General features: G+C 53.9%; 17 protein-coding genes. 5 read left to right on the plus strand and 12 right to left on the minus strand.

Going from position 1 to position 18435, the window contains the following annotated elements; translation table 11 throughout:
* Positions 1-18: 18 nt before the first annotated feature.
* The 3 genes from ACHHZ7_RS12935 (at position 19) to ACHHZ7_RS12945 (ending at position 3301) form a co-directional block, all read left to right on the plus strand.
* Positions 19-1401 (plus strand): glycoside hydrolase family 1 protein, encoded by a 1383-nt coding sequence (locus tag ACHHZ7_RS12935; protein WP_060682988.1) that lies wholly within the window; start codon positions 19-21, stop codon positions 1399-1401.
* Positions 1402-1413: 12 nt separating this feature from the next.
* Entirely contained in the window at positions 1414-1716 is a 303-nt protein-coding gene (locus ACHHZ7_RS12940; protein WP_008786514.1) for a PTS lactose/cellobiose transporter subunit IIA, read from the plus strand.
* Between the two features lie 205 nt (positions 1717-1921).
* A complete protein-coding gene (locus ACHHZ7_RS12945; RefSeq protein ID WP_008786515.1) occupies positions 1922-3301 on the plus strand; it encodes a carbohydrate porin in 1380 nt (459 codons plus the stop codon).
* Positions 3302-3362: 61 nt separating this feature from the next.
* On the opposite strand, the gene nepI is transcribed toward ACHHZ7_RS12945, so the two are convergent.
* From nepI to ACHHZ7_RS12960, 3 genes are all read right to left on the minus strand, one after another.
* Positions 3363-4556 carry a purine ribonucleoside efflux pump NepI gene (gene nepI, locus ACHHZ7_RS12950; protein ID WP_008786516.1) on the minus strand — a complete coding sequence of 398 codons (1194 nt, stop codon included), beginning with the start codon at positions 4554-4556 and terminating at the stop codon, positions 3363-3365.
* Positions 4557-4697: 141 nt separating this feature from the next.
* Positions 4698-5222 carry an SRPBCC domain-containing protein gene (locus tag ACHHZ7_RS12955; RefSeq protein ID WP_003827143.1) on the minus strand — a complete coding sequence of 175 codons (525 nt, stop codon included), beginning with the start codon at positions 5220-5222 and terminating at the stop codon, positions 4698-4700.
* Positions 5223-5321: 99 nt separating this feature from the next.
* Complete coding sequence (locus ACHHZ7_RS12960) at positions 5322-5774, minus strand: DUF1198 family protein (protein ID WP_003827141.1); 453 nt, start codon at positions 5772-5774, stop codon at positions 5322-5324.
* 105 nt (positions 5775-5879) lie between these two features.
* Between ACHHZ7_RS12960 and ACHHZ7_RS12965 the strand changes: the two genes are divergently transcribed.
* Positions 5880-6785 carry a LysR family transcriptional regulator gene (locus tag ACHHZ7_RS12965; protein ID WP_060682989.1) on the plus strand — a complete coding sequence of 302 codons (906 nt, stop codon included), beginning with the start codon at positions 5880-5882 and terminating at the stop codon, positions 6783-6785.
* A 47-nt stretch (positions 6786-6832) separates the two neighbouring features.
* Here the strand turns inward: ACHHZ7_RS12965 and uhpT are convergent, their stop codons facing one another.
* The 7 genes from uhpT to rbsK all read right to left on the minus strand — a co-directional run bounded on the left by uhpT (position 6833) and on the right by rbsK (position 15240).
* Positions 6833-8224, minus strand: a complete 1392-nt coding sequence (uhpT, locus tag ACHHZ7_RS12970) for a hexose-6-phosphate:phosphate antiporter (protein WP_008786520.1) — start codon at positions 8222-8224, stop codon at positions 6833-6835.
* Positions 8225-8366: 142 nt separating this feature from the next.
* Positions 8367-9695: an MFS transporter gene (locus ACHHZ7_RS12975; RefSeq protein ID WP_008786521.1), complete on the minus strand. Its 1329-nt coding sequence runs from the start codon at positions 9693-9695 to the stop codon at positions 8367-8369.
* A 9-nt stretch (positions 9696-9704) separates the two neighbouring features.
* Positions 9705-11207, minus strand: coding sequence for a signal transduction histidine-protein kinase/phosphatase UhpB (gene uhpB, locus ACHHZ7_RS12980; protein WP_057066455.1), 1503 nt, complete (start codon positions 11205-11207; stop codon positions 9705-9707).
* Positions 11204-11797: a transcriptional regulator UhpA gene (uhpA, locus tag ACHHZ7_RS12985; RefSeq protein ID WP_003023923.1), complete on the minus strand. Its 594-nt coding sequence runs from the start codon at positions 11795-11797 to the stop codon at positions 11204-11206. Before uhpA ends, uhpB begins: the two co-directional genes overlap by 4 nt.
* A 153-nt stretch (positions 11798-11950) precedes the next feature.
* Complete coding sequence (locus ACHHZ7_RS12990; RefSeq protein WP_060682990.1) at positions 11951-12964, minus strand: aldose 1-epimerase family protein; 1014 nt, start codon at positions 12962-12964, stop codon at positions 11951-11953.
* A gap of 11 nt (positions 12965-12975) precedes the next feature.
* A complete protein-coding gene (fucP, locus tag ACHHZ7_RS12995; RefSeq protein ID WP_003827126.1) occupies positions 12976-14292 on the minus strand; it encodes an L-fucose:H+ symporter permease in 1317 nt (438 codons plus the stop codon).
* Between the two features lie 27 nt (positions 14293-14319).
* Positions 14320-15240: a ribokinase gene (gene rbsK, locus ACHHZ7_RS13000; protein ID WP_003827124.1), complete on the minus strand. Its 921-nt coding sequence runs from the start codon at positions 15238-15240 to the stop codon at positions 14320-14322.
* A 324-nt stretch (positions 15241-15564) separates the two neighbouring features.
* Here rbsK and ACHHZ7_RS13005 point away from each other — a divergent pair, with 324 nt between their 5' ends.
* Entirely contained in the window at positions 15565-16350 is a 786-nt protein-coding gene (locus tag ACHHZ7_RS13005; protein ID WP_060682991.1) for a DeoR family transcriptional regulator, read from the plus strand.
* 1 nt (position 16351) lies between these two features.
* Here ACHHZ7_RS13005 and ilvN read toward each other — a convergent pair whose 3' ends face one another.
* Both ilvN and ilvB read right to left on the minus strand, forming a co-directional pair.
* Positions 16352-16642: an acetolactate synthase small subunit gene (gene ilvN, locus ACHHZ7_RS13010; protein ID WP_003023914.1), complete on the minus strand. Its 291-nt coding sequence runs from the start codon at positions 16640-16642 to the stop codon at positions 16352-16354.
* 3 nt (positions 16643-16645) lie between these two features.
* Positions 16646-18334, minus strand: a complete 1689-nt coding sequence (gene ilvB / locus ACHHZ7_RS13015) for an acetolactate synthase large subunit (protein WP_060682992.1) — start codon at positions 18332-18334, stop codon at positions 16646-16648.
* Positions 18335-18435 lie beyond the last annotated feature (101 nt).

Genomic DNA, 18435 nt, shown 5'->3' on the forward strand with positions numbered 1-18435 from the left:
AATCAAGGAGTCAGAACAATGAGATACCGTTTTCCTGAAAACTTCTGGTGGGGCAGTGCCTGCTCAGCGCTGCAAACCGAAGGGGATAGCCTGAACGGCGGCAAAAGCCAGACCACGTGGGACGTGTGGTTCGACCGTCAGCCAGGTCGTTTCCATCAGGGAGTTGGCCCGGCAACTACCTCGACCTTTTATCAGCACTGGAAACAGGACATCGCACTGCTCAAACGGCTGAAGCACAACAGCTTCCGTACGTCTCTGAGCTGGTCGCGCCTGATTCCGGACGGTACCGGCGAGGTTAATCCTGAAGCCGTCGAGTTCTATAACAACGTCATCGACGAGCTGTTGGCACAAGGCATTACGCCATTTATCACCCTGTTCCATTTCGACATGCCGATGGTGATGCAGGAGAAAGGTGGCTGGGAAAACCGTGAAGTGGTCGAGGCGTTTGGCCGCTATGCACAAACGTGTTTTACATTGTTCGGCAACCGGGTTAAGCACTGGTTTACCTTTAACGAGCCAATTGTCCCGGTTGAAGGCGGCTATCTGTATGACTTCCATTACCCTAATGTGGTGGATTTCAAACGTGCAGCCACCGTGGCGTATCACACCGTACTGGCGCATTCGACGGCGGTTCGGGCATATCGTGCCGCAAATCATGATGGTGAAATCGGCGTGGTGCTGAATTTAACGCCTTCCTACCCGCGTTCACAAAATCCGGCGGATGTGAAAGCCGCACACTATGCGGATCTGCTGTTTAACCGCAGCTTCCTCGACCCGGTGCTGAAGGGTGAATATCCGGCGGATCTGGTTGAGCTGCTGAAGGAGTACGATCAGTTACCAACATGCCAGCCAGGCGACAGCCAGTTAATCGCCGAGGGCAAAATCGACCTGCTCGGCATCAACTACTATCAGCCGCGTCGCGTGAAATGTCGTGATAGCGCCGTCAACCCGGATGCACCGTTTATGCCGGAGTGGCTGTTTGATTATTACGAAATGCCGGGGCGGAAAATGAACCCCTACCGTGGCTGGGAAATTTATGAGCCTGGTATTTACGATATTATTACCAATCTGCGTGATAATTATGGCAACCCGCGCTGTTTTATTTCTGAAAACGGTATGGGTGTCGAGAATGAGCAGCGTTTTATTCAGCAAGAGCAAATCAACGACAGCTACCGTATTGAATTTGTCTCTGATCATCTTAAATGGCTACATAAAGGAATTAGCGAAGGCTGTAATTGTCTTGGCTACCATATGTGGACCTTTATTGATAACTGGTCATGGCTTAACGGTTATAAAAACCGCTACGGTTTTGTTCAGTTAGATTTAGCAACGCAAAAACGTACGGTGAAAAAAAGCGGCGAATGGTTTGCCCAGACCGCCGAAAATAACGGATTCGATTAGGAAGAGAACAACATGATTGCATTAGAAGAAGCAGTAATGGAAATCATCGTCAATGCCGGGCAGTCCCGCAGTCTGTGCTTTGAAGCGCTGCATGCCGCGCGCGCCGGCAATATTGACGAGGCAAAAAGCCTGCTTCGTGAGGCTGACGGTTACGCCCGTCAGGCTCATCACATGCAAACCAAATTGATCGAACAGGACGCCGGGGAAGCCCGGCAACCAATGACATTAATTATGGTGCATGCGCAGGATCACTTAATGACGTCGTTATTAGCCCGCGAACTGTCAGAAGAAATTATTCATCTGTATCAGCGTTAATCGTTAATTAAACATTCAACAACGGAGAAAGCATTACGATTAAATAAAGCAGCCCTGTACCCGTTATTAAATAGACAAATCAACTTGTTTTGGTGATAGCAAATTAAACCGAGACGGGATGGTTATTATCTTAAAATAAATTAATGCACACGCTTATTCAGAATGCTCTACGCAAACTGAAGGGTAAAGTGTCGATGAGATAACCATGAACATGATAAAAAAACTTCCAGTCACGCTGGCGGTCGTCGCCGCGCTGTGCCCAATTTCTGTCCTCGCACAGGAATTCACACAAGAACAAATCGATGCCATCGTTGCCAAAGCCGTCGATAAAGCGCTGGCTGAGCGTCAGGCAAAAATGGACGCCGCCGTGGCGAAAAAAACCGATGTCATTAACGAGCCGCAAAGTGCGGCGCAATCGCCGGATATGGCTATTCCGTTCGGTGTGAAATTCAGCGGCTATGCGCGTTACGGCGCGCATTTCCAGAGCGGCGATCAGAAATACGTTGGCGTTGATGGCTCCTACAACGGTGCTTCCGCTATCGGTCGCCTGGGTAACGAAGGCAACGGCGGCGAGTTCCAGCTCTCAAAAGCGTTCAAAAGCGATAACGGCGCCATCTGGGACATCAACGTGATGATCGACCACTGGGGCGACGAAGTTAACCTGAAAAAAGCCTACGCGGGCGTCACCAACGTACTGGAATCCAATCCCAACGCCTATATCTGGGCAGGCCGCGACTTCCACCAGCGTCCGCAACAGGGTATCAACGACTACTTCTGGATGAACCACGACGGCCAGGGCGCCGGGGTGAAGAACTTCGACATCGGCGGCGTACAGTTTGATGTCGCCACCGTTGCCGCAGTTGAATCGTGCAGCCCGGAAGTGATGGAAGACGAAGCCAACCCATCGCGTATTACCTGTACCGGCGGTTCCGGTACCGGCGATAAAGGCAACTACGCTGTGACGTCAAAAATTCACAATATGAAAGTGGGCCCGCTGGATCTGGAGATCTACGCCAACTACGGTTTTGACTCCAAAGCCGTCGAGAGCGATGACCGCCTGAAAGCCTGGCAGGGCGCATTCGTGCTGAGCCACACCAACGACAGCGGCGTGAATAAAGTGATTGCCCGTTATTCTGATAACTCCGACAACAGCGTCTATAACAAAACCGACGACCTGACTACGGTTTACGCCAGCTTCGAGGGAAGTCATAAGTTTACCCGCCAGGCGCAGGTGGAATACCTGTTAGCGTTCCATGATTACGATAACAGCACCGATAAGAGCGATAACCGTAAGAACTACGGCGCGATTGTGCGTCCAATGTACTTCTGGAACGACGTTCACTCCACCTGGCTGGAAGCGGGCTATCAGCGCGTAGATTACGACAACGGCGGGGATAACCACGGCTGGAAACTGACGCTGTCGCAGAACATGTCGATCGCCATGGGACCGGAGTTCCGCCCGATGCTGCGCTTCTACGTCACCGGCGGCAAGGTGGATAACGATCGCACCGCGCGGGTCAACGGCACGCAGGATGAAACGCTGGACGACTTTAACCTTGGTGCCATGTGGGAAGCATGGTTCTGATTAGTGAGTCGTGAAGTGCCGGATACGGCGAGAACGCCTTATCCGGCGAACAACACCGAGATTATTGCATACCTTTTATGCGAACTTTCGCTGCCACCAAAAGCGCCGTCAGCAGCATCAGGCTGCCGGAAAGCATCAGGGGCGACAGCAGTCCGAGGGTATCGAGCGCATAGCCTCCCACCGCTGCCCCGCAGGTATTGGCAAGCTGGATCACGGCGACCTGGACGGATCCAGCTTTTTCTGCCTGATCGGCAAGCGAACGGGTGATCCACGTCGACCAGCCGACCGGTACCAGCGCAAACAACAGCCCCCAAATAATCGCAATACCCGCCGCGACCACTTTGTCGCTGCCCCACAGGATCAGGACCAGCGCACTGAGCGCCAGCACCAGTGGCGCACCGGCTAACGCCAGTTTGACCGAACGCTTCAAAATCATCGACGAGAACGACGTACCAACGAAACTGGCAATACCGAAGCTCAGCAGCACCAGCGTCAGGCCATCAACGTCAAAGCCCGCCAGATTCATATAGATCGGGCGAATATAGGTAAAGAAGGCGAACTGACCAGCAAAGGACATGAAGATGGCAATCATCCCGGCCATCACCCCTGGACGCTGCAACAAGCTGAACATGTTTTGTTTCTGATGCGAAGGTTCACCAGGCAGCGAAGGCAACGCTCTCACCACCCAAATCGTGCACAGCACGCCCATTACCGCCGCCGCATTAAACACGTTACGCCAGCCGATAATGCCGCCCAAAAAGCTCCCCAGCGGCGCGGCAATTACCAGCGCGATGGAGACCGCGCCAAAAATAACCGACAGCGCTTTCGGCACCGTACGTGCAGGAACCAGACGCATGGTCAGCGACGCCGACATCGCCCAGAAGCCGCCAAGCGCCAGACCGAGGCAGGCGCGGCCAACGAGCAGCAGCGAAAAAGAATTGGCAAAGGAAACCAGCAGACAGGAAAGCGTCAGTAGCACCGAAAACAGGATCACCACATAGCGACGATCGGTCGCCTGAATAATTTGCGTCACAAACAGGCTGGCGAACATGGCGACAAATGCCGTCACGGTCACCGATTGCCCGGCCACGCCTTCAGAAATCCCCAAATCCTGCGCCATCGGCGTTAACAGGCTAACGGGGAGAAATTCAACGGTTATCAGGCAGGCAACGCAGAACGCCACGGCAAATACCGCCGACCAGTTAGGTCGGGAATTTGCCTCAGCGCGGGATTTTTGTTCAACAGCTTCACTCATTTTGTTACCTGCGTGGGGTTATTGTAGAAAAGTTACGCAGTGTAACATTAAATTTGTGACGTATTTAACGTTTTGACAACTATTCACCAGAGATCGGCTGCGCCTTATCCAGCCCAGGACAGAGAGCCCTTTCTGGCTCAATTAAGCGTCACGCGCAGCCCGGGCCAGGCCGGTTATCCACTCCTGATGACCGTTTATCATCGGATTGGGCAGCGTACGTGCCAGTTCTTGTGCCGGAACGCCAATTTGTGATTCCTGGGTCAGAATACGTACGCGCCCGCCGGGTAAATCCTCAAAGAGCCAGGCGTGGATCACATCCAGACGTGTAGTGGCGTCGCCTTCCGCCCAGCCATGCCAGGCAACACGCGCGGCCTGGCCGTCAACCGGCGGCACATACTCAGTGATTTGCGCTTCGATGGGGAAACCAAAAGTCGTAAAACGAAAGCGGGCATCCATGCTTAACAATGGACCGGAACCGTCGTGAAAACGGATATCCGCTACGTTGCTGTAATACGTCGGCCAGCGCGTTGTGTCATTAAGCTGTGCCCAGACGGCACGGGCGCTCAGTCCGGCAACGATAATTTCATTTGAAGCAAAGTTATCAGTCGTCCCCGGCAGATACGCTGCAGGCCAGATAATTGCACGTTGTTGAGTCGCTTGATTCATGATGTACCTCGTCGTGTGAGTTAACGAGGTACATCATGCTTTCGCGTAAGATATAAAGATAATGACGATTCAAAATAGTCGTCATCATAAATTTTGATATCAGTGCAGCCAGTGCACGCCATCCTCGGGCTGGAAAAAGGCGTTATAGCGCATCTGGAACGCATTAAGCTCCTGCATATCCGGCTCCATCTCGCGCAGAAAACCGAGCGCCAGACGCACCTGCGCGTCGGTAATCGGTGCAGCCAGCCGGGCTTTTTGCAGCCAGCGGTGCCATTGCAACAAGTTCTGCTCACTGCCGTCGACAATAACGATTTGCCAGATCAACAGCACCTGGGCAGCATTTTGTAGATGCGATTCATCAGGACGGTGGAGGTACTGTAAAAAAGCCTCACCCTGTACTTTTCCCATCTGATCGATCATCGATTCTACCGGCACGACATCAATGTTCAGCCGCTCGCTCAGACGGCGAATTGCCCGCCGCGACCCGGACGTTAGCACCCGAAATCCCACCACAAAAACAACCACCAGCGTGGCCAGCATTATCCAAATCATGCGCACATCCATTACCAGACAGGACGCCCATCATAGCGGCAAATTCACCTCTGTCGACGACTGAACGTGTCATAATGTGACTTATCGAACTCGCAGGCAGACATCATGAAATCTGATATCAGAACGCTCGATCTCAATCTGTTAAAAACGCTGGATGCCCTGCTGGATGAACGCAGCGTAACCCGGGCGGCGCAGCGGCTATCGCTCACCCAGCCTGCGGTAAGCGGTATGCTCAACCGCCTGCGCGACTATTTTGACGATCCGCTGTTTAGTCGCACACCGCATGGCATTGTTCCGACGCTGCGTGCCCAACAGTTGGCCGCCCCGGTCAAACAGATCCTCAGTGATATCGATATCCTGCTTAAACCGACACAATTTGACCCGCTCACCGCAGCGCTCACCTTTACCGTCGCCGCTACGGATTACGCGCTCAAAGCGGTTATCGTGCCATTTATTGCCGCGCTTCGCGTGCGCGCACCGGGCATTCGTGTACGAGTGATCCCGGTTGAGCCAATGCTGCTCACCACACAGTTTGAGCAGGGGAAAATCGACCTGGCATTGCTGACGCCGGATTCCACGCCCGACAACCTGCATAGCCGGGCGTTATATGATGAAGAGTACGTTTGTCTCATGCGTCATGCGCATCCTGATGCGGGGCAACCGCTGACGCTCGATCGCTTCTGCGCGCTGGAGCATGTGCTGGTTTCTTATGAGGGTGAAAGTTTCTGGGGCGTCACCGATGAGGCACTGGCAAGCGTCGGACGCCAACGGCAGATTGGTTTGTCGGTTAGCAGCTTCCTGGTATTGCCGGACATCCTCGCCATCAGTGATATGATTGCCGTTGTTCCAGCCCGTCTGGCGTATGACGACACCCGTATGCACGTTTTACCGCCCCCGCTGCCCATAACCGGTTTTACAAAAAGCATGGCCTGGCATGAACGCACGCATCGCGATGCCGCTCATCAGTGGCTGCGCAATCTGGTACATGAAACCAGCCAGTTGAGAGCATAAAAAAGCCCGCCATTAAGGCGGGCAAAAGTTACCAATGCACACTTAACTTAAGCTACTTTCAATTGTTGAATTTTTTTCTCGCGGCGAATTTTACGTTCTTCAAACACAGCCACGATGGCCATCAGACAGATACAACCGATAGCGGCAGCATCCAGCGCGGCGAAAGTGCCCGCCCAGCCGGTCAGCCCGAAAATCGGCGTGCCGTCGGCAATCATCCCCAAACCGAGCTTGGCGAAGCTGTCACCAATCAGATAAGCGAAAGTGCCTTTAATCCCATCGGCTGCGCCGATCGCTTTTTTCGGCACAAATCCGACTGCCGCAACGCCAATTAACAGCTGTGGACCAAACACCAGGAAGCCCAGCGCAAACAGCGAAGTCAGATAAACGTACTGGTTGCTGGCGTGCTGATAAACGCCCAGGGTGGCGATAATCAACGCCAGCGCTACACAGGCCACCAGCGCACGACGACCGTTAGCCAGGTCGGAGAGCCAACCCCACATCAGCGTGCCAACCAGCGCGCCCACTTCAAACAGGGTAAAGCCCTGAATCGCCACTTCTTTGGAGAGCTTCAGCTCCTGGAAAGCGTAGACGGTGGACCACTGGTCGATACCGATACGCACTACGTACAGGAAGATGTTCGAGAAACATAACAGCCAGATCACTTTGTTTTTCAGCACGTACTCAACAAAGATCTGCCATTTGGTCATCTCGTTTTCTTCGGTTTCTTTGTCTTCTTCGCTGATCTCCTCACCGAACAGCTCTTCGGCTTTACCGAGGCCATAAGATTCCGGGGAGTCGCTGCCGTAGCGCAGGCCGATAAAGCCAACAATCAGAGCAATAATCGACGGGAAGATAAACATACCGATGACGTGACCGTCGAACAGATAGTTAGCGCCAAACAGCGCCACGCCCGCTGCACCCGCACCGCCGAGGTTGTGGGAGATATTCCACATACCGAGGTAAGAACCCCGCTTGCGACGCGGCGTCCATTTAGTAATGGTGGAATAGCTACATGAGCCGCCAGTACTCTGGAAGAAACCGCTCAGCGCGTAGAAAGCGATCATCAAAAACAGGCTGGTTGAACCCGCGCCCATGCTGGCGCTGAAGCCGAGCATACAGATGGCGGAGAGGATCAGCATAAACGGCAGAAACTGCTTGGTGTTTTTGCCATCCGCGTAGTAGGAAACCAGCGTTTTACCCACGCCGTAGGTGATGGAGAAGCCCAGGCCAATCATCCCCAGCTGCGTCATGCTCAGCCCGTAGGTGGAGATCATGTCGTTCTGCGCGATGTTGAAGTTTTTGCGGATCAGGTACATGGTCAGGTAGCCGATAAAGACCACCAGATAGGACTGCATGAATGGTTTGAACCACATTTTGCGCCGCACATCGAGCGGCAGATCCAGGGTCGGCTTGCGCACCTGGTTTAGAAAGGCCAGCATTTGACACTCCCGAGCTAATTTTTATACCTGCGAATAGCAGGCATTGTAAAAATCAGCCGGAAGACGCGCCTGAGACAGCGTCCAGGTGAAACCGGGAAAATTTCTTAGTTTTGCTCCACTCGGGGCAAAAAGGTGAGGTACATCACGCTTCGTTGAGTTCGCGCGGAGCCTGGGCGTTTAAAAACGGCAGCAGCAGCAGCGCGGAAATTCCCGCCGCAATAGCGATCACCACAAAGAATCCGGTCCAGTGCCAGACCTCCATCACCTTCGCCAGCGGCCAGCCGGAGAGCGATGCCCCCAGATAAGCAAACAGCCCGACAAATCCGGTTGCCGCGCCCGCCGCCTCTTTGTGCGAACACTCCGCCGCCGCCATGCCGATCAGCATCTGCGGGCCGAAGACGAAGAATCCGGTGGTGAAGAAGCACGCGGCCTGCATCACATAGCTGGCGAACGGCATTAGCCACAGCGAGCCAACGGAGAGCAAAATTCCGGCGGCGAAAATCAGGTTCATTGGACCGCGGTTGCCGTTAAACAGCTTGTCCGAGCCCCAGCCCGCGACTAACGCGCCGATGAAACCGCCCAGTTCGAACATGGTCACGGCGGTATTGGCGGTCACCAGATCCACGCCGAGCGTCTCCGACATGTACAGATTGCCCCAGTCGTTAATCGCAGCACGGACCACGTACACCAGCACATAACACAGTGACAGCAGCCAGATATAAGGATTCAGTAGCACATAACGGGTGAGGATCTCTTTGCGGCTCAGCCCAGCACCTTCCTGCTGTTGGGCAATTTCCAGTTCATCATGCCGCCAGTCGCCAATTGGCGGCAAACCAATCGCCTGCGGCCTGTCGCGCAGCCGCCAGCAGAGAAAAATCCCCACCACAATCGCCAGCAGCCCGGCGATCATCATCCCGGCGCGCCAGCCGTAGTGCAGCGCTGTCGCCGCCATCACGATAGGGATCAGCGCCCCGCCGACGTTGTGCGCGGTGTTCCACAGCGCCCACCAGCCGCCGCGTTCAGTACGCGAATACCACGCGGTCAATAAACGCGCGCAGACCGGCGATCCCCAGCCCTGGAAAAAGGCGTTCAGCGCCCACAGCACCGCAAAGGCCCATAGCGAGGTGGAGAATCCAAACAGAATGTTTACCACGCCGGTGGCAATCAGTCCGATGCCCATAAAATAGCGAGCGTTGGATCGGTCGCTGACGATACCGGAAACAAACTTCGACAGGCCGTAGGTGATGTAAAACAGCGTCGCCAGCAGCCCAATGTCGCTGCGAGTCAGCACGCCGCTGGTGAGGATATCCGGTACGGCGGCATTGAAGCTTTTGCGTGTGAAATAGAACAGCGCGTAGCCGAGCCAGATGGTGGTCAGGATATGCCGCCGCCAGTAGCGGTAGAGGGCATCCACTTCACGCTTATCAGTAATGAGCGGCGCACTGGCCGGAGCTTTTAAAAACGAAAACATGACCGCGCCTTACACATATCGCTGGGGTAACGACACGCTGACCCGCGTGCCGTGCGTACAGGAAATCGAGAGCGATCCGCCGAGGGCGCTAATCCGTTCACGCATCCCAGTGAGGCCAAATCCCTGTTGATTCGACCCTGGCGGCAGGCCGCTGCCGTCATCCTCAATTACCAGCATTAGCCGTTCATCCTGTTGCCAGCCCTGAAGCGTCACCGCGCTGGCGTTGGCGTGCTTAACGATGTTGTTCAGCCCTTCCTGACAGACGCGAAACAGCGTCACCCGCTGGCTTTCGCTAAGTGCAGATTCATCAATTCGCCAGTCGAGATGGCTGACGATACCGCGACTTTCCAGCTCCATTTCGCGCATCAGTGAGCGGATGGCCTGCTCCAGCGTGAGATCGTCCAGTTGACGTGGTCGCAGACGGCCTAACAGGCGACGCACCGAATCGTACACGCCGAGAGAAAGTTGTTCGATGTGCGCTCCGCTGCGCTTCACCCCTGCGTTTTCCGGCGCCAGCCGCTGGACAATGCCCGCCTGGGTGCGAATGGCGGTGATGGTCTGGCCGATATCATCGTGCAGTTCGCGCGCCACATCCCGGCGCACGCTCTCCTCGGTCTCCAGCAGGCGTTCCGCCAGACGATGGTTGCGTGCTAATTCATTTTGCAGCGACTGGTTAAGTTCGCGCAGACGCTGAATACCCGCACCGAGCAGCAGCCCGGTCAGGCTTTGCACCAGCAGCGAGAGCAACAGATCGACGGGATGATCGTGCCAGGTCTGGCTGGCAATCAGCGCGATGGCGTTCATCAGCGTCGCAATCAGCGCCCCCTGCCAGCCGTAGTGCCAGGCCAGCGCAATGATCGGCAACGCGAGGCAAAACGGCGTGAAGCGCGAAAGCTCGGCGGGTAAACCGAGCTGTAACCACAGGCTGACGCTAAACAGCAGCAGGTACCAGACCAGATGCCGCCCGCGCCAGTTCACCGGCTGCGACACCACCGCCGGGCCCAGCGGCAGCCAGGTCGTGCTGGTCAGATAGTGCCAGAACACCAGGCAGATCGGCGCCAGCGTTAATCCGCCGGTGAGCGTCAGCAGCAGCGCGTTCCACGCCTCTTCACCTTGCCCAAGCCAGGGCAGCGATTGCAGCAATGCCGCCGCCGTGAGCGCCGCGCCCTGCAACAACAGCGTGCGCCAGTCGCGCTGATGGCGGTATCGCGAAATCAACATCACCGGGAGTAACGTGAGGAAGCTACCGATCATCAAAAGTGGCAAATGGGCCAGCGCCACTTCCTGCGCCAGCCAGAAAAGAAGCAGCCATTCCGCGCCCAGCAGCACCGGCCAGTAGCCGCGCGGACATTGCAGCATCAACCCCAGACGCAGACCAAACGGAAACAGCAGTACCGCCAGCTCCGGGCGCTCAACCAGATGCAGGCTGATGCTCCACAGGCAAAACCACGCGGCAGAGAAGATAAAGAAGCAGGCAACAACGGTGATTAACCGGGAACAGAGCGTGTTCATTGCCAGCCGTCAAACATCCGGCGGGCCAGTTCGACGTCGTTGCTGACCCCCAGCTTTTCCATCAGGTTGGCGCGATGCACGTGCACCGTTTTCGGAGACAGACCCAGTTCAGCGGCAATCTCTTTGACCGCCATACCTTGCGCCAGTTTTTCCGCCACCTGACGTTCACGTTTGGTGAGAGGATCCTGACGACCGGCCGCCAGTTTGACGGCGATGTCCGGCGTCAGGTAACAGCCGCCAGTCGCCACGGTATGCACCGCCGCGATCAGCTCATCCGGGCTACAACGTTTAGAAAGGAAACCACGCGCGCCCGCGTTGAGCGCCTGCTCCACCAGCGCCGGGCTGTCGTGGACAGAGAGCATGATAATCGCCATTCCTTTTGGCAACTGGCTTAACAGTTCAAGACCGGAGATATCAGGCATCGAGATGTCGCAGATACACACCTGCACGCCGCGTCCCGGTAATCCCGCCAGCGCCTCACTGCCTGAGCCAAACTCAGCGACCACCTGCAAATCAGGTTCCAGCCCCAGCAGTTGGGCAAAGCCGGAGCGGACGATGAGGTGGTCGTCAATAAGGGCAACGGTAATCATGGGTTCATCCTGGCGCTAAGGCATGCCTGATGGCGCTACGCTTATCAGGCCTACGGGCGGGTGCCGTTGTAGGCCGGATAAGGCATTAATGCCGCCACCCAGCAAAAGCGCTTACCTTAACGATAAGTGCTTTGGTGTTCAAGCCTTGAGCGATCAGGCTATGCCAGTTGTGACTGTAAATGTCCGGGTGTGCTGCGGTTCTATTCCAATCAAGGTGCCATTGCGTTGTGCTGCCAGGAATCCTTCAGGTCGACAGGTTGCAGGCAAGGCGAATGCCGCAACCTGCTGATCGCCGTTGTAGAGGATCCAACGCGTCACATAATTCAGCTCCGTGCTGGAGAAACGCGTAACGAACGTGGTGCCATCAGGCGCGATCATGCTAAATTCTGGCTTATCAGTGTACCTGTCCAGTTGGTCAGCAAAGAAGACAATTTCCGGATCGTAAAAATGGGGTTCATTGAGCCGCGCCAGAGAAGCCTCGCCCTGTACAATCCGCTGATTAAACGCCAGCCACTGCTCAGTCGGCTTAACATGCGCGGGTATCGACTCACGCAGCTTCATGGCCTCATCCGGAATATTCTGGCTGAAGGTGGCTTCCGGTACGTAGGCATAGTTCATATGGCACATGTACTGCAACGGCATTGCTACTGAGGCGAGGTTGGTAACCGCCATCTGAATATCAAACAGCGCGCTCGCTTTGTGCATTACCACCGCAGGATGCGCCTGATAATGATGACCGAACCCCATCACATACTCATAGCGTCCACCCACGCGCAAATTCTCACCCTCCAGCTCCAGCCAGGCTTCATCCATCGCGGCACAAGCCATTTCACCGTGCAAAGGATGTGAATCCTCTGGTGATGGGCAGCCATTTGCCAACAGACCTGAGTGGAAGGCAAAACAGCCGTAGGTCGCCACCACTTCCGCCGCCGGTTTCGGCTGACTGAACATGTTACGCATGGTCAGGTCATGGCCATCAAACTGAGCATCCCAGATCATCTGCCCCATCCAGGGCAGAATAACCAGATGTCCACGACTGTTTTCTACCTTCAGCCCTTCCACTCCGCTGGCGTAACGAAATGCGGTAACCGTGAAGTCGTTATTCTTCAGTAAGATTCGCGGATGCTCTGCAAAGAGTTCTCGCCACAGCGTTATACGTGTTGTCATGATCGCTCTCCTCAGGAAACTGTCGCTTCAGCCAGGTTGTTGCGCACTTTGCTTTCACGCCAGAAGTAGATACCGACGTACACGAAACAGAGCATGGAAACCAGGAACGAAAGTTGCAATGAATGGAACATATCGGCCACATAGCCCTGAATCGCCGGAACCACCGCCGCGCCGACAATCGCCATGACAATGACGGCACCCGCCATTTCGGTATGCTCGTTATCCACGGTATCAAGCGTACCCGCATAGATTGTCGCCCAGCAGGGTCCAAACAGGACACTCACCAGCACTGCGACATACACAGCGCTGAAGCTTGGCGCCAGTGCAACATAGACGAGGAACAGCGCACCAATAATGGAATAGAGAATCAGCACTTTTTCCGGATTGAAGCGCGTCATCAAAATGTTGGCGATAAACTTGCCGATAAAGAAGCAGGCGAAGCTATAGACCATGAAGGTTGAGGCGTCGCGCTCGTTGATATCACCTAATTCCAGTGCCAGACGGATGGTGAATGACCACACCGCGACCTGCATCCCCACATAAAGAAATTGCGCCACAATTCCACGACGGAAACGGGCATTGCTGGCCAGATAACGCAGTGTATCCATCGCTGACGGGCGTTTATGACTCGTGGTTTGCGCGACTTTACAGGTCGGGAAGCGAGTCAGGAGGAATAACACCATCACCACAACCAGTACCATAATCATGTACTTGTATGGCTCAAGGGTATTTTCCAGCATCAACACTTTAAAGTTATGGATCTGCTCAGCGTTCATCCCGGCCATCTGTTTTTCCAGGCTTTCACCTTCAGAGAAGACCAGATATTTACCTAGCAGAATGCCAGCAGCCGCACCAATAGGATAAAAAGTCTGACTGATGTTCAGGCGTAAAGTGGCATACGCTTTTGGGCCGATCATTGAGCTGTAGGTGTTGGCTGCTGTTTCCAGGAAGCTCAGACCAATCGCAATCGCGAAAATCGCCGCAAGGAACATGGTGTAGGTGGCCATGTGCGATGCCGGGAAAAAGAGCGTACACCCAACGATATAAAGGGTCAGCCCCATTAAGATGGCGACTTTATAACTGGTCTTTTTAATCACCAGAGATGCTGGAATCGCAATTAAAAAATAACCGCCATAAAAGGCACTCTGAACTAATGCCGAGGCAAAGTTGCTGAGTGAAAATACGCTTTTAAATTGCGTAATCAGAATATCATTTAATGCGGCTGCGCATCCCCATAACGGGAATAAACAGGATAACAAAATAAACTGGAACAGAGGGGTCTTATTCAAATAGCCGTCAGGCATCTGAATGATGTTTTTATCGTTCATAGTGCTACCTTTTACAGTGCAGGAGTATTATTCGTTTAAGGTAAGAAACTCATTAAATTGTTCGATGCTTGGATAAGATGATTGAGTGCCTTTCCCGGTAACGCTGAAAGCAGCGAAGAGAGCGGCTTTTTTCATGGCGGCTTCCACATCACCGCTTTGAACGTAATAGTGAGCAAAACAACCGATGAAAGCGTCGCCTGCGCCACTGGTATCGACAGCGTTCACTTTAAACGCTGGAACATGGACTTCCTGGTCACGCGTCATCCACAGCGCACCTTTCTCACCCATGGTGACGATAATATTGTTCAGACCTTTATCAACCAGAGAACGTGCCGCTGCGCGAATATGGTCATAAGTATCTACTGGCATACCGGTTAATATTTCCAGCTCGGTTTCATTCGGCACAAAAAAATCACATTTACAGGCATAAGACATATCTAATTCCCGTAATGCAGGGGCGGGATTTAGTAACACTTCAATACCGTGTTTTTTGCCAAATTCAATCGCGTGATAAACGGTTTCCAGCTGCACCTCCAGTTGCAGGACAATAAGCTGACATTTTTTCAGATCTTCCGCCGCACGATCGATATCTTCCGGGGAGAGAAATTTGTTCGCTCCTTTAATAATCAGAATACTGTTGCTGGAGTTCGCATTAACAAAGATCGGTGCGACACCGCTGCTGGTGCAGGGTACCTTTTCGACATAGGTAGTATTAATTCCCCAGGATTCGAGATTGCGAATAGTGTTATCCGCAAAAATATCATCACCGACTTTTGTCAGCATCAGCACTTTGGAATTGAGCTTAGCGGCCGCAACGGCCTGATTTGCGCCTTTGCCCCCGCAGCCAATTTTGAACGCCGGCGCTTCCAGCGTTTCCCCTTCTTTGGGCATCTGGTTGATGTAGGTGATGAGATCCACCATGTTGGAGCCAATAACCGCGATATCCATTTTACTACCTCTCAGAAACAATCACACAACAATGATATTAAAATAACATTATCATGTTACTTTCGTATCATTTGTGACTAGGATCGCGATTGGAAGATCATTTTATTGTTTATTTATTGCACTAAACGTTACACCCACATCACAATACAAATGATGAAGTTGCTTACAATTGACTGAAAATTAACTGGATATAATCAATAAAACGTGAAAAAACACGCTTTTATTTCCGGATAGTCAGACGTATAGTAATGCGGCAATGTCATGTTCTCAGAAACACAAAAATGTTACTGAAGGAACATGGGAACATGATTCGTGGAGAAGCACATGGAAACTAAGCAAAAAGAACGTATTCGACGTCTGATGGAATTGTTGAAGAAGACCGACCGAATCCATCTGAAAGAGGCGGCACGAATGCTGGAAGTTTCCGTGATGACTATTCGTCGGGATCTCAGTCAGGATGACGAACCGTTACCACTCACGCTGCTTGGTGGTTACATTGTGATGGTGAACAAACCTGCCACCATCGTTAACGCGCCACTCCCCGCGCAAAAACAGTATCACCGCGACGATTTACCGGTTGCCATTCTGGCTGCGGGACTGGTGAGTGAAAATGATCTGGTCTTTTTTGATAATGGTGCGGAAATGCCGTTGGTGGTCAGCATGATCCCGGACGATATTTCCTTTACCGGGATTTGCTACTCGCACCGGGTGTTCGTAGCGCTAAATGAAAAGCCCAACGCCACAGCGATTCTTTGCGGGGGGACCTACCGGGCGAAAAGTGACGCCTTTTACGACACCAGCAATCCCTCCCCGCTGGATGCACTCAACCCACGGAAAGTCTTTATCTCCGCCAGCGGAGTCCATGAGCATTTCGGCGTTAGCTGGTTCAATCCGGACGATCTGGCCACAAAACGCAAAGCGATGGAACGTGGATTACGCAAAATTCTGCTGACGCGCCACGCCCTGTTCGATGAGGTCGCCCCCGCCAGCATTGGTCCACTCTCCACCTTTGACGTACTGATAAGCGACCGTCCGTTACCGGCAGATTACGCAACCCACTGCCGGAACGGCTCTGTAAAAGTGATCACCCCGGATTCAGACGGCGACTAACTCACTCAAAGAACACGGTAATTTTGTTAAACATCGACGGATCGGACTGGTTGCGGGCCACTTTCACCACATCTTCCAGCTTGTCGATCTGGCTTATCATCTGCTCAAGACGTTGATCGTCGTTGACCAGTAGCCAGATGCGGCTCTTATCGCTGTCCTGAATCGGTAGACAGAGAATGCCTTCTACGTTGAACGCGCGGCGGGCGAACAGCCCGCAAACGTGAGTCATTACGCCCGGATGGTTGCGTACGGTGAGTTCCAGGATTACGTTGTCATGTGTCTGCTGTTGCATGGCTTATTCCCCCACCATTTCTGTGTTTGCCGCACCCGGCGGCACCATCGGGTACACTTTTTGTTCGGCATCGATGCGCACGTGGATCAGCGCAGGCCCAGGGCGATTAATAATCTCCTGCAACGCTGCCTGTGGGTCCGCTTCGTTATTCAGATCGCAGGTTTCGAGACCAAACCCGGCGGCTATCTGCATAAAGTTAATCATCCCCGGATAGGTCGCGGCAAAAACACCCTGCTTATAGAACAGACTCTGCTGCTGATATACAAGACCCAACGCTTCGTTATTCATCAGGATGATTTTAATATCCAGCTGATTTTCGCTGGCTGTCGCCATTTCCTGAATATTCATCATCAGGCTGCCGTCGCCGGAGAAGCACAGCACTTTTTTGTCTGGGTTGGCCAGCGCTGCACCAATCGCCGCTGGCAGGCCAAAGCCCATGGTCCCCAGACCGCCGGAGGTCAGCCACTGACGCGGACGGTTCAGCGGATAAGCCTGTGCCGCCCACATCTGATGCTGGCCTACGTCGGTGGTGATAATGGCGCTATCGTCTACGCAGGCAGCCACGGCGTTGATCAATCCATAGTGGCTGAGCGGGTCGCTTTCCTGCGGAATAGTGCAAGGGAATTCACGTTGTAAATCGGCCACCGTCTGATGCCACGACTCTCGCGGCTGCGCGTCAATTAATGGGATCAATTGTGCCAGAACCTCATTGACATCCGCCTGAATCGCCACGTGCGGTTGTTTGATTTTACCCAGCTCCGCGCGGTCGATATCCACGTGAATGATTTTGGCGTTCGGGCAGAACTGCTCCGTTTTACCAATCGCCCGGTCATCAAAACGTGCGCCCAGAACAATCAATAAATCCGCTTCTTGCAGAATAAAGTTAGTGCTACGCGCGCCGTGCATGCCCAGCATGCCTAACGACAGCGGATGCGCTTTCGGCAACATACCGAGCGCCATTAAGGTCATAGTGGTGGGCAGCATCGCTTTTTCCGCCAGTTCACGTACGCGCTCAGGTGCGTTAATCACGCCGCCGCCGAGGTACAGCACCGGACGCTGTGCGGCGTTAATCATGGCTGCGGCATCGCGAATGCTGTCCTGGCTGAACGCTGGTGCCGCCATTTTCTGCGCAGGCTCCGGCATCTCTTCAATATCAAAAACGGCGGTTTGAATATCCTTAGGAATGTCTATCCACACCGGGCCTGGACGTCCGGACTGCGCAATGCGGAACGCATCGCTCATGACCTGCGGTAATTCACTGATATGGCGGACCAGATAGTTGTGCTTAGTGATGGGGATAGAGATGCCGTAGGTGTCGACTTCCTGGAAGGCGTCGGTGCCGATCATTGAAGCCGGAACCTGCCCGGTGATACACACCAGTGGGATGGAATCCAGACGCGCATCGGCAATGGCGGTCACCAGATTGGTTGCGCCCGGTCCGCTGCAGGCCATACAGACGGCGGGTTTGCCATCGGTTCTCGCCATTCCCTGCGCGATAAACCCTGCTCCTTGCTCGTGGCGCGCCAGGATATGACGGATTTGCGTGCTTTGACTTAAGGCGTCATAGACGGGAAGAATCGATCCGCCGGGAATACCAGTAACAACCTGAATTCCCTGGCGTTCCAGGAAATGAACGATGAATTCTGCGCCCGTAAAACGCGTACGCTTGGATGTTATGCCCGAACTTGCCATGCTCCAGTCCTTTTATTCTGGGCCTTTGCTCCGGGCAGGTCTCTGAAACGAAAAACCCCGCCCGGTTTGCGCCGGCGGGGTTTTGGAATCGTGTGTTGATT

Source organism: Citrobacter freundii complex sp. 2024EL-00216, from assembly GCF_043945515.1.
GTDB classification, from domain to species: domain Bacteria; phylum Pseudomonadota; class Gammaproteobacteria; order Enterobacterales; family Enterobacteriaceae; genus Citrobacter; species Citrobacter portucalensis.